The 12,443-nt window shown below is 72.2% G+C and carries 9 protein-coding genes and 1 pseudogene; 5 read left to right on the top strand and 5 right to left on the bottom strand.

From position 1 onward, the window contains the following. From FJ251_08500 to FJ251_08480, 5 genes are all read left to right on the top strand, one after another. The coding region (locus FJ251_08500; GenBank protein ID MBM4117768.1) for a response regulator at nt 1-957 on the top strand (957 nt) is incomplete at its 5' end. 10 nt (nt 958-967) lie between these two features. Then, nucleotides 968-2,689 (top strand): response regulator, encoded by a 1,722-nt coding sequence (locus tag FJ251_08495; GenBank protein MBM4117767.1) that lies wholly within the window; start codon nt 968-970, stop codon nt 2,687-2,689. An 8-nt stretch (nt 2,690-2,697) separates the two neighbouring features. After that, nucleotides 2,698-3,498, top strand: coding sequence for a GNAT family N-acetyltransferase (locus tag FJ251_08490; protein MBM4117766.1), 801 nt, complete (start codon nt 2,698-2,700; stop codon nt 3,496-3,498). After that, nucleotides 3,326-5,908, top strand: a complete 2,583-nt coding sequence (locus tag FJ251_08485) for a hypothetical protein (protein ID MBM4117765.1) — start codon at nt 3,326-3,328, stop codon at nt 5,906-5,908. Before FJ251_08490 ends, FJ251_08485 begins: the two co-directional genes overlap by 173 nt. 92 nt (nt 5,909-6,000) lie before the next feature. Then, nucleotides 6,001-6,369 (top strand): hypothetical protein, encoded by a 369-nt coding sequence (locus FJ251_08480; protein ID MBM4117764.1) that lies wholly within the window; start codon nt 6,001-6,003, stop codon nt 6,367-6,369. Here the strand turns inward: FJ251_08480 and FJ251_08475 are convergent. The 5 genes and pseudogenes from FJ251_08475 to FJ251_08455 form a co-directional block, all read right to left on the bottom strand. Next, nucleotides 6,252-8,597: pseudogene (locus FJ251_08475) on the bottom strand (hypothetical protein). The gene FJ251_08480 and the pseudogene FJ251_08475 overlap by 118 nt on opposite strands. Further along, on the bottom strand, nt 8,533-9,033 hold the full coding sequence (locus FJ251_08470; protein ID MBM4117763.1) for a (2Fe-2S)-binding protein: 501 nt from the start codon (nt 9,031-9,033) through the stop codon (nt 8,533-8,535). The pseudogene FJ251_08475 and the gene FJ251_08470 overlap by 65 nt, the downstream one beginning before the upstream one ends. Further along, a complete protein-coding gene (locus tag FJ251_08465) occupies nt 9,030-10,829 on the bottom strand; it encodes a pyridoxal-phosphate dependent enzyme (GenBank protein MBM4117762.1) in 1,800 nt (599 codons plus the stop codon). Before FJ251_08465 ends, FJ251_08470 begins: the two co-directional genes overlap by 4 nt. Further along, nucleotides 10,253-11,227 carry an ornithine carbamoyltransferase gene (locus tag FJ251_08460; protein ID MBM4117761.1) on the bottom strand — a complete coding sequence of 325 codons (975 nt, stop codon included), beginning with the start codon at nt 11,225-11,227 and terminating at the stop codon, nt 10,253-10,255. Before FJ251_08460 ends, FJ251_08465 begins: the two co-directional genes overlap by 577 nt. Before the next feature lie 65 nt (nt 11,228-11,292). After that, complete coding sequence (locus tag FJ251_08455; protein MBM4117760.1) at nt 11,293-12,348, bottom strand: polysaccharide deacetylase; 1,056 nt, start codon at nt 12,346-12,348, stop codon at nt 11,293-11,295. Nucleotides 12,349-12,443 lie beyond the last annotated feature (95 nt).

The raw sequence follows: 12,443 nt of genomic DNA, 5'->3' as shown, positions 1-12,443 counted from the left end.
AAAAGCACGCCGGGCGAGGGGAGTAGCTTCCACCTGCAGCTCAGCCTGCGGCCCGGTGAGACGGCGACGCCGATGCACTCGGCGCCGGCGGCGCGGCCGGCGGCGCGGCCGGCGGCGCGGCCGGCGGTGCTGGCGGCGCGCTCAGGGAGCTGCCGCGAGCTGCTCGGGCGAAGCCTGCGCGCGCGGGGGGCGGCCGTGGCGACCTGCGCGGATCTGGACACCGCCGCTCGCGAACTGGCGGCGCTGGACCGCGGCCGCGCCCTTCTCATCGTCGACTACCCGCTGGCGGCGCCCGCGGGCGGCCAGCGCTTGCGCAGCCTGCTGGCGACCCTGCCCGGTCAGGCCGAGCGCTGCTGGCTGTTGACGGGAGTCAATGAGCTGAGCGAAGCGCGGCAGCTCAGCCGCGACCTGGGTCTCGCCGGCAGCCTGACCAAGCCGCTGCATCCGAGACAACTCGGTCAGCTCACGGGCGGGGTGGTCGTGGCGAACGCGGACCGCCAGCGCTCGGCGGTGGGGCCGGCGGCGCTCAGGCGCCGCATCCTGCTTGCTGAGGACAACGCGGTGAACCGGCGGCTGGCCGCGCGCGTGCTCGAGAAGGCGGGGCATCGCGTGTTGACGGCGCAGAGCGGCGGCGAGGCCCTCGCCGTGTTGGAGCGCGAGACGGTGGATCTCGTGCTCATGGACGTGCAGATGCCCGGCCTGGACGGCCTCGCGGCCACCCGCGCCCTGCGCCGCCGCGAGCTGGGCACGGGCCGCCACCTGCCGGTGCTTGCGCTCACCGCGCACGCGATGAGCGGCGACGAGGAGCGCTGCCTGGCCGCCGGCATGAACGGGTACCTCGTCAAGCCTTTCAAGATCGACGAGCTGCTGCGTCGCGTCGAGACACTCTGTAGCGGGTCGGCGGCGCCGGGGCAGGAGGCTCCGGATCCGCTGCCCGTCGGCGAGCGCGAACCGTGAGGACGAGCGCATGGACATGACGACCTTCTTGCTCGCCGGCGCCGGCGCCGGGCTGCTGGCGCTGGCGATCCTGCTCGCGGGGCTGCTGCTGCGCCAGCGGCGCTCGGCGCGCGCGCTGCGCGCGCGCACGGCGGCGGCCGAAGCGCTGCTCGCGGCGCTGCCGGCGCCCGTCTTCTGGAGCCGCGACGGCCGGGCTCTCACGGGCGGCAATCCGGCCTTCGCCCGCGCGCTCGGCCTGGACGTGGCCGATTCTCTCGCAGACCGCCATCCCGAGGAGTCGGGTCTCACCACGGCGAGCGCGGAGACCTTCGCGTCGCGCAACGCGGCGGTGATTGCAAGCGGCGAAGCCGCCCTCGGCGCCGAGGAGCGCCTCCTGCTCAAGGACGGCAGCGAGCGCTACTTTCTCGCCGATCGTGTGCCGCTGGGCGCAGACCCGGGCGTGCTCGGCCTCTACGCCGAGCCGAGCGCGCTGCGCGAGGCCCTGCAGCGCGAGCGCACGGCCCGCGAGGAGGCGGAGCAGAAGCTGCAGGCGCGCGCCGAGACCCTGGCCGGGCTCAGTCACGAGATCCGCACGCCGATGAACGCGATCATGGGCATGACCGAGCTGGCCCTGCAGACGCGCCTGGACCACGAGCAGCGCGAGTACCTGGAGGCCGTGCAGCTCTCCAGCGAGCACCTGCTCGGCGTGCTGAGCAAGGTCTTCGAGATGGCCCTGCTCGAGACGGGGCGCGTGGACCTCGAGCCCGTCGACTTCCGGCTCGACGACCTGCTGCGCCACCTGGAATCCAGCTTCCGCGCCCAGGCCGAGGCCAAGGGGCTCAGCTTCGGCATCGCGCTGGAGTCCGAACTACCGCCGGTTCTTCATGGCGACCTACAGCGCCTGCAGCGCATCCTGAGCAACCTCATCAGCAACGCGGTCAAGTTCACCGAGCAGGGCAGCGTCTCCCTGCGCGTGGGCGAGCTGGCCAAGGATCGCGAGTGGATCCGCATGCGCTTCGAGGTGGCCGACAGCGGCGTCGGCATCCCGCCCGACAAGCTGGAAGCGGTCTTCTCGCCCTTCGCGCGCTCGAGCACGAGCTGCGCCAAGGAGGGTTCCGGGCTGGGCCTTTCCCTCAGCCGTGATCTGGCCGGCCGCCTGGGCGGACGCATTCAAGTGACGAGTCAGCCGGGTCGCGGCAGCCGCTTCAGCCTCGAGCTACCGCTGGAGTACCGCACGGGCGCCTCCGCGCCAGCGCGTCTCAGCGAGGAGCCGCGCCCGACGAGCCGCGGCCTGCGCATCCTGCTGGTCGAGGACAACGCGGTCAATCAGCGCCTGGCCGTGCGCCTGCTCGAGAAGGCGGGCTTCAGCGCCACCGAGGCCTGGAACGGCGAGGAGGCGCTCACGCTGCTGCGTCGCCACGGCGAGGCGCCCTTCGACCTGCTGCTGATGGACCTGCAGATGCCCATCCTCGACGGCTTTGCCGCCACGCGCCTGATCCGCGAGGAGGAGCGCGCCGATGGCGGCCACCTGCCGATCATCGCGATGACGGCCCACGCCATGGCCGGCGCCCGCGAGCGCTGCCTGGCCGCGGGGATGGACGGCTACGTGGCCAAGCCCGTGCGACAGGAAACCCTGCTCGCGGAGATCGACGCCGTGCTGCGGCGACTTGCCGAGAGCGGCGCGGCGGACTCCGGGCTTGACGCCGAGGCCGCGCTGACCGACAAGGAGCCTGCCGGCCCGCGCGAGCGCTGACCCGCGCGATGCGGCGCCGGCGAGGAGCCGTGAGCTGGCAGCGCCTCGCTGACGACGCGCGCATCCGCGCCTTCTGCGCCCGCGACCCGGGGCGTTACCTGTTCCATCTCGGCGATCTCGATCCGCCCCAGCGACCGCAGGCAGAGTTCTTCGCCTGGGGTGAGCCGCTCGAGGCGCTGCTGCTCCTCTACCACGGGCTCAGCGTGCCGGCCTTGATCGCCTTCGGGGACGCGGGTGCGCTCGGCCAGCGCTTCGCGGCCGCGCTGCCGCTCCTGCCGCCGGCCGGCTTCATCCATGCCTTTGCTGAAGACCTGGCGCTGCTCGAGGGCGTGCGGCGCGTGGAGCGCCACGGCGCGTTTCGCCGCATGCTCTGGTCGGGCTTCCCGGGCGGAGCCGCGCCCGCCGAGGCCGCGCGGGCGCGGCGCCTCGGCGCCGCCGATCTGCCGCAGCTCGCCGCCCTCTACGCCGAGGCCTATCCCGAAGGCTACTTGGGGCCCGTGCAGCTCACGCGCGGGCTCTTCTTCGGCATGGAGGCCGGCGGCGCGCTGGCCAGCGCAGCGGGTGTACACGTGTACAGTCAGATCGAAGGCGTGGCGATGCTGGGGAACATCGCCACGCGGCCGGCGCGGCGCGGGCGTGGCCTCGCGCGCGCGGCCACCGCGGCCTTGCTCGCCGCGCTGGCGCCGCGCGCGCGGCACATCGGCCTCAACGTGCGCGCGGACAACGCGCCGGCCTTGCGGCTCTACGAGCGCCTGGGCTTTCGCACGGAGTTCGTCTACGAGGAGGGGCGCTTCGGGCCGCCGGGCTAGGCCCTACCTCAAGGCGCGCAGCCTGGGACAGTGCTATACTTGTGCGGGATCGGGCGGCCCTGGCGGCTGCCGGACGCGCGAACTGCGTCGTGATGTGCGAACTCGGGAAGGGGAGGTCCTCGTGAGACGAAACGCTGCCGTCCTTGGCACGGTCTTGCTTAGCCTTCTCGGAAACGCCCTCTGTCCAATCCCCGTTCTCGGTCTGCCGACGGGCTCCATTGTGGGGTGGGGGAGCCAGGTCGTCGTGGAGCAGTCGGAGCTGGAGGATGTCGTCGCCGTTGCAGGGGGCGGATATCACAGCCTGGGGCTGCAGTCCGACGGGACGATCGTGGCCTGGGGGCACAACGCCTACGGCCAGTGCGACATGCCCGTCCCCAACGCGGACTTCGTGGCTCTTGCGGGGGGCGGGTCATATAGTTTGGGACTGAAGGCCGACGGAACGATCATGGCCTGGGGGAGCAACTACGCGGGCCAGTGCGACGTGCCCGCCCCCAACGCGGCCTTCGTGGCTGTCGCGACGGGCGCGGCACACAGCCTAGGCCTGAAGGCCGACGGGTCTATCGTGGCCTGGGGGTGGAACTACGCGGGCCAGTGCGACGTGCCCGCACCCAACACGGACTTCGTGGCTGTTGCGGGGGGTGGAGGACACAGCCTGGGCTTGAAGGCCGACGGGACAATCGTAGCTTGGGGGACCAACGAGTATGGGCAGTGCAACGTCCCCGCGCCCAACGTGGATTTCGTGGCTGTCGCAGGGGGCGGACGGCACAGCCTGGGCCTGAGAACCGACGGGACGATCGTAGCCTGGGGGGACAACGCCTGTGGCCAGTGCACCGTGCCCGTACCCAACGCGGACTTTGTGGCTGTCGCGGGGGGCGGATTGCATAGCCTGGGCCTGAAGGCCGACGGGACGATTGTGGCCTGGGGGTGCAACGACGACAGCCAGTGCACGGTGCCCGTGCCCAACACGGACTTCGTGGCCGTCGCGGGGGGCGGGGATCACAGCCTAGGCCTGAAGGTTGACGGGACGATCGTAGCTTGGGGGACAAACGAGTATGGGCAGTGCAACGTCCCCGCGCCTAACGCGGACTTCGTGGCTGTCGCGACGGGCGGGCTACACAGCCTAGGCCTGAAGACCGACGGGTCGATCGTGGCCTGGGGGCTCAACGACGACAGCCAGTGCACGGTGCCCGTGCCCAACACGGACTTCGTGGCCGTCGCGGGGGGACGGTGGCACAGCCTGGGCCTGAAGGCCGACGGGACGATCGTGGCCTGGGGGGACAATGGCGCTGGTCAATGCAACCTCCCTGCGCCGAATTCGGACTTCGTAGCTGTCGCGGGGGGCGGGTTGCACAGCCTGGGCCTGAAGGCCGATGGGACGATCGTGGCCTGGTGGTATAGCTATGATGGTCAGTGCGACGTTCCTGAGCCGAATGCGGACTTCGGAGCGGTCGCGGGCGGCTGGGCGCATAGCCTGGGCCTCAAGGACAATGGGGCGATTGTTGCCTGGGGGAACAACGACTTCGGCCAGTGCGACGTTCCTGAGCCGAACGCGGACTTCGTGGCGGTCGCGGCGGGCTTTGATCACAGCTTGGGCCTGAAGGTCGATGGGACGATCGTGGCCTGGGGGCTCAACGACGATGGCCAGTGCACCGTGCCCGCACCCAACGCCGACTTCGTGGCTGTCGCGGGGGGCGCGTCTCACAGCCTGGGCCTGAAGGCCGACGGGACGATCGTAGCCTGGGGGGACAACGACTATGGTCAGTGCGCCGTCCCCGCGCCGAATGCGGACTTCGTAGCTATCGCGGGGGGCGGGTGTCACAGTCTGGGCGTGAGATGGAGGGAGATTGTGCCGGTGGCGCTGAGCAGCTTCCGGCTTGAAGCAACCCCCGGCAGGATCACGACCCTTTGGGAAGCGGTTGGTGAGGGGATGGACTTCCGACTCGAGGCCCGCCTCGGCGAGGCGAGCTGGCAGGTGCCCTTCGCCGACGAGGGTGGCGGGCGCTACGTCGCCGTGGACACTTCCCCGCAGCTCGCCGCCGGCGGCACGGCGCGCTACACGCTGCACGGCCGCGAGGCCGGCGAGGACTGGCAGCTCCTGCGCTCGGAGACGGTGCTCTTGCGCGCACTCGCCACAGCGCCGCGGCTGCTCGGTGCCTCCCCAAACCCCTTCAATCCGCAGACGACCCTGCGCTTCACCCTGGGCGCCCCGGCGCGCGTGCGCCTCGTGGTGCACGAGGTGACCGGCCGCCGTGTGCGGGTCATCGCCGACGAATCCTTCGCGGCCGGCGTACACGAGCGCAACTGGGATGGCCGCGATGACGCGGGCAACGCGCTGGCCTCGGGGATCTACCCCTTCCGCCTGAGCGCGGCTGCCGGCGATCAGACGCAGCGGCTCGTGCTGCTGCGGTGAGCTAGCCGGCCGCCAGCAAGCGCCCCAGGTGATACGCCAGCAGCCGCTCGACCATCGTGCGGCGATAGGCCGCCGTGGCGCGCAGGTCGTCGATGGGCGCGCACTCGGCGGCGGCCGCCGCGGCGGCTGCCGCGATCGCCTCGCGCGTGAAGGGCCAGCCCACCAGCGCGATCTCCGCCGCCCGCGCGCGCAGCACCGTGGGCGCCACGGCGCCCAGCGCGATGCGGGCGCGCTTCACCTCGCCGCCGGCGATCTCGAGCGAAGCGGCCACGCTGACCACGGCAATCGCCATCGCGTCCCGGAAGGCGAGCTTGTGGAAGAAGCTCGCCGCGCCGGGCGCCGGCCGCGGGATCTCGACCGCCACGATCAGCTCGCCCGGCGCCAGCGCCGTGCGACCGGGGCCGAGCATGAGGTCCTCGACCGCGAGCGTGCGCCGATCGGTCACGCAGCGCGCGCCGTAGGCGATCAGCGGTGGCAAGGTGTCCGCCGCGGGCGAGGCATTGGCCAGATTGCCGCCGAGGGTCGCCCGCTCGCGGATGGCCCGCGCGGCGAAGAGGCGCAGCGCCTCGGCAAGCGCCGGCCAGGCGCCCAGGGCCGGCGCGGCGTAGAGGTCGGCCAGGGGCACGGCGGCGCCCACCCGAATCCCAGCGGGTGTATCAATGAACACATGGAGCTCGGGCAGCGCCTTCAGGTCCACGAGCGCAGCCGGCCACGGCGCCTCGCGCCCGAAGCGCACGAGCAGGTCCGTGCCGCCGGCCAGCGGCCGCGCCGCGCCGCCCGCCGCCGCGAGGGCGGCCAGGGCATCGGCGAGACGCGCGGGCCGCGAGTACTGCATGCCTAGTCCACCGGATTGCCGCTCGCGTCGAGCATGAAGAGCCAGATGTCTGCGCCGCCCGCGCTGCCCGTGTCCGTGGCGCCGGCGACGATGCTGCCGGTATCCCAGGGGATCACGGCGCGCGCCTCGTCCTGGCCAACCCCGCCGTAGGTCTTGCGCCAGGTCTCCACACCCGCCGCGTTCGTGCGCACGAGGAAGAGCTCGCGGTCGGCCGCGCCGCCGACTTCGAGATAGCCGCCGAGCAGGTAGCCGCCCGCGGGCATCGCGCTGAGCGCATAGCCCTGGTCCCAGCCGCCGTCGCCGAAGGTCACGTTCCAGTCCTCGTCGCCGGCCGTGTCGAGGCCGAGGAACCAGAGCTGCTTGTCGCCGCCGCCGACGATGGCGTAGCCGCCCGTGCGCGTGAGCATCGCGCGGCCCGCGTTGAAGGGCCCGCCGAGCGTGAACTCGCGCGACCAGTCCTCGGCGCCCGTGCTCGTCGTCTTCAAGACCCAGAGCCGCTCCTGCCCTGCCGTCTCGCGCAGGCCGGTGACGAGGTAGCCGCCATCCGCCGCCTGCTCCACCGCGTAGCCGATGCTGCGCCCGGGCCCGCCGTGCTCCTGGCTCCAGGTGACGGCGCCCGCGGCGCTCAGCTTGTAGAGCGCGAGGCGGGAAGCGCCGCCCGCCTGCCGCTCGCCGGCCACGATGAAGCCACCGTCCGCGCTGCGCCGCACGCAGTGCGCGTACTGCGTGTCGTCCGCGTCGCCGAGGATGCGGCTCCAGATGACGCCGCCGCCCTCGTCGAGGCGCAGCACCCAGGCGTTCGGCCCGCGCGCGTCGGGCAGCGAGTAGGTCCAGCCGGCGACGATGAAGCTGCCGTCGGGCATGCCGACGCCGCTGCGCAGGTGGTCGCTGCCGCTGCCGCCGTAGTTGCGGTACCAGCGCTCGTCCGTGCCCGGCGTGAGCTTCAGCACGCAGCCCTGGATGTTGCCGTCGGGCATCGTCGTCTCGCCGACGAGCGCGACCTCGCCGCCGGCGAGCGCACTCATCGCGTAGACGCGGTCGTCGCCCTGGCCGCCGTAGCGGCCGCTGAGGTCGCCGGTCATCGCAGGCACCATGAGATAGAGCGTGTCGGCGGCCAGGGGCGTACCCTCGCCGTCCAGGCCCATCGCTTCGATCCCGTAGATGCCCGGCGCGGCAAAACGCGTCGGGTCCCAGCTTGCGGTGAAGGGCGCGCTGGTGTCGGAGCCCAGCGGCGTGCCGTTCACGCCGAAGTCCACGCGCGCGAAGGTGGTGCCGGCGAAGGGCGCGACCTCGATGGCCACGGGCCCGGCCGTCACGATCGTGCGCAGCGTGTCGGGCGCGATCCACTGCAGGCTGCCCAGGCGCCGGTCGACGCGCAGGGGAATCGCGGGCGAGCTGTACTTGACCTCGCTCCCGTAGCGCACGCTCACGGTGAGGGTCGTCGCGCCTTCGCCCTCGCCTGCGATGCGGAAGCTCCAGCCGCTCTGGCCGACCACGCTCGCCACGCCGCCATTCGCCACGGCCGTGCCCAGGCTGAAGCCGCTGGCCGGCGTGAACTCCGCGGACTGATCGTCGAGGAAGCGCAGCGTGAGCTGCTCGGTCTCCTCGTCGATGGTGGTGGCCAGCTCGCCGCTGACGGCGCTGCCCGTCACGGTCACGAGGTCGCCGCTCGCCGCGCGCAGGATGAGACCGCTCACCGTGGGCAGCACGGGCGGCGGTTCCTCGGTCTTGGGCCGCGCGCAGGCCCCGAGGGCGAGCAGGGCGATCAGGAGAGCGGCGTGCCAGCGTCTCATGCGTCCTTTCCTTTGTCGGCAGTGCGCGCCGCGAGGGCGACGGCGTCCAGGATCTTCGCATAGCCCGTGCAGCGGCAGAGGTTCCCCGCCAGGCCGGCCTTGATACTAGCACGGTCCAGGCGCTCTGTCTTGGCGATCAGATCGGCCGCGCTGACCACCATGCCGGGGAAGCAATAGCCGCACTGCACCGCGTGCGTGGTCGCCATGGCGGCCTGCACCGGGTGGCCGGCCAGGCCCTCCACGGTAGTGATCGCCGCGCCTTCGGCCTCGACGGCCAGCACCAGGCAGGAGTTCACGAGGCGGCCGTCCAGCAGCACGTTGCAGGCGCCGCACTCGCCCTCGGCGCAGACCTCCTTGGCGCCGGTCAGGCCCAGCTCCTCGCGCAGGAAGTGCAGCAGGCGCGTGGTGGTGGCGACCTCGCGCTCCACCACTTCGCCGTTCACGGTGCAGCGCAGCAGGAGGCGGTCTTCGTGTGCGGGCGGCAGGTCCCAGGTCATCGCGAGGCCTCCGCGGGCAGGTCCTTCAGCGAGGCGATCACCGGCGCTGGCGCGAGCAGGGGCGCGAGGGCGCCCGGGTCCTTGAGTCCGTGCCCCGTGACGAGGGCGACGATCTCCGCGTCCGGCTCGAGCAGGCCAGCGGCGATCGCCTTGCGCAGGCCCGCGAGCGCGGCGGCCCCCGCCGGCTCGGCGAAGATGCCCTCGAGCCGCGCCAGCTCGAAGACCGCGGCGAGGATCTCCGCGTCGCTCACGGTGACGGCGAAGCCGCCCGTCTCGCGCAGCGCGCGCAGGGCCTTCTCGCCGTCGCGCGGGCGATCGACGACCAGCGAGTCGGCCACGGAGCGCGCGGCCACGGGCTCAATCGTATTGCCAGCGTGCCAAGCCTTCGCTATCGCCGCCGAACCCTCGGGCTGCACGGCCACGAGCCGCGGCAGCGTGTCGATCCAGCCCACGCGCTGAAGGTCGACCAGGCCCTTGTGTACGCCGGCGAGGATGCAGCCGTCCCCCGCGGGCACGAGGATGGCGTCGGCGATCTTCCGCTCGCGGGGGCGCGCGAGCGCGAGCACGGCGCTCTTCTTGCCCTCCGCGCACCAGGGGTTGTGCGACGTGTTGCGCGAGACCCAGCCGCGCTCGGCCACGGCCGCGAGGCAGAGCTCGTAGGCGAGGTCGTAGTTGCCGTCGACGAGCAAGAGCCGCGCGCCGTGGGCCTGCACCTGGCGCAGCTTGGCGGCCGGCGCGCTCCGCGGCGCGAAGATCACGGCCTTCATGCCCAGCCGCGCGGCGAGGCAGGCGAGGCTGGCGCCCGCGTTGCCCGTGGACGCGCAGGCGATCGTATGGGCACCAGTCTCGCGAGCGCGCATGAGCACGGCCAGCGTGGCGCGGTCCTTGAGGCTGCCCGAGGGCAGGCGGGTCTCGTCGAGCAGCGTGAGCCTGCGCGCGCCGAGCGCGGCGCCCAGGCGGGCGGCGGGCTGCACGCGGGTCCAGTCCAGCAGCTCGAAGAAGAGCGGATCCTCGTGAGTGAGGCGCACGGGCGAGAGCAGCACGGCGGGGTTGATCCCCTCGCCGCCGGCCGCGGCCAGGCGCCGGGCAAGTGCCGGGTAGTCGTAGAGCAGGTCCAGCGTGCCGCTGCACTTTGTACACGTGTACAAAGCGGGCGCGATCGCGGCGCCCGCGCCGCAGAGCGCGCAGCGGGCCTCGACCGGTCCTTGGCCGGCGAAGCTCACATCGTCTCCGCCATGATGGCCTTGCAGGTGTGCAGGCGGTTCTCGGCCTCGGGGTAGACCACCGACTGCGGGCCGTCGATGACGGCGTCCGTCACCTCGTTGCCGCGGTCGGCGGGCAGGCAGTGCATGTAGAGGGCGTCCTTCTTGGCGAGGCCCAGGCGCCGCTCGTCGCAGATCCAGTCGGGGTGCTGGGCAGCGAGCGCGAGGCCTTCCTCGGGCCGGCCGAAGTAGTCGAAAGCGCCCCAGCTCTTGGGGTAGACGACATCCGCGCCCCGGAAGGCGGCGTCCATGTCGTCGGTGACTTCGAGCAGGGTGCCGGCTTCCTTCGCGTTCGCGCGGGCGATCGCCATCTGGTCGGGCATGAGTTCGTAGCCCGGCGGGTGGGCGAGCACCACGTCGATGCCGAAGCGCGGCATCAGGGTGAGCAGGCCCTGCGGCACGCTCATCGGCTTGGCGTAGCTCGGCGCGTAGGCCCAGCTCACGGCCAGGCGCAGGCCGCGCAGGCTGTGCCCGCGCAGCTCTTGCAGGGTCATGAGATCGGCGAGCGTCTGGCAGGGGTGATCCACGTCGCACTGCATGTTGATGACGGGCACGCTGGCGTGCTCGGCGACGGCGCGCATCAGCGTCGCGCCCTCGCCGGGCACCAGGTCGTGGCGGATGGCGATGGCGTGGCCGTAACTCGAGAGGATCACGCCCATGTCCTTGGGGCTCTCGCCGTGGGCCATCTGGCTGGTGGAGGCGTCGACGAAGTGCGCGTGGGCGCCGAGCTGGGTGGCGCCGGCCTCGAAGCTGTTGCGCGTGCGCGTCGACTTGTCGAGAAAGAAGAGGAAGATGGTCTTGTCCGGCAGCAACCGGTGCGGTACGCCGGTCTTGAACTGCCGCTTGAGTTCTACCGCCCGCGTGATTAGGTGCTGCAGCTCGGCCAGCTTCCAGTCCTGGGTGGCGATGTAGTCGCGTCCGCGCAAGTGCATGGCCCAACCTCCCGTCTTTGGAACAGGCCAGACTAGCGCGGCGGGCGGGGGGAAGCAATGCCGGCTTAGGGGGCCTCCGCGAGCGCCTCCACCCAAGCCGGCACCTCCGGCTCGCCCTGGAGGATCGCGCGGTCGAGCTTCGCCGTGATCGCCCAGCGGTGCAGCCAGGTGATGCCACCCCCGCCCGTGTAGCCGTCCGCGGGCCGCGCGTAGACCGGGTCGGCCAGCGCCTCCTCGAGCGCGATGAAGTCGTAGCCGCGCGCGGCGAGTGCATCGAGGAAAGGCGCCAGCCAGTCGGCGTTGAGTGCGTTCGCGTGGATCAGGAGGATCTGCGGGATCGCCCGCCCGACGATCAGCTCGGCCTGCCCCTCGTAGAACTCCACCACGCTGAGCATGTAACGCAGGTAGTCCTCGCCGAGGCGGCGCGCGGCGGCCGCGTCGCCTGCATTCCAGGCCTTGGTGTGCGCGCGGGCATAGAGCCAGTCGCTGTTGTCCAGCGTGACCGGCGCCACGGTGTAACCGCGCGCGGCGAGGAAGGCCGCCGTTGTAGCCTGCACCTCGGCCGAGAGTCCAATGTGCAGATAGGGGTGACGAAACCAGCGCAGGCGCCCGCCGGCCGCTTCGACCAAGGCCTTCAGCGGCGCCTCACCGGCCACCACGTCTGCCTTCCACACCGCGGGCTCCACCTGATGCAGGCTGGGATGCCTGCGCGTGTGGTTGCCCAGCTCGCAGCCTGCGGCCAGCCAGCGGCGCAGCAGCGCCTCGCGCGCGGGGTCGACCGCGCCCTCCACCTCGAGCTTGCCCGTGTTGACGAAGCCCACCGCCTGCGCGCGGTGCGCGGCCAGCGCGGCCAGGATGCGCACGGTGATCGTCTCTTGTTGCGCGGGCGTGTGCTGGCTGATCTGCGCGATGGGCAGGTCGTCGATGGTGATCGCCAGGCGCCGCGCGGGCGCCTCGGCGGCGCAAGCAGGCAGGGCGACGGCAAGCAGCAGCACGACGGCGAGCAGGCGAGGACGCGGCATCGGCACCTCCGGGGCGGAGGCGCGCAGTGTAGCACGGCCGTGCCTGCGCCCCTGTGGCCATGCGAATCTCTTTGTCCGAATCTCGACATGTGACGTCATACCAGGGATTTCGGTGTCACCCCTTTCGCGGGGCGGCCCCCTCTGCCATCATAGGGAGCGGGCCGCCGTGCCGCGGCCCCTTCCCCCCGCCCCCA

The organism is bacterium, from assembly GCA_016873475.1.
Classification (GTDB): Bacteria; Krumholzibacteriota; Krumholzibacteriia; order JACNKJ01; family JACNKJ01; genus VGXI01.
This window is presented reverse-complemented; position numbering and strand designations above follow the sequence as displayed.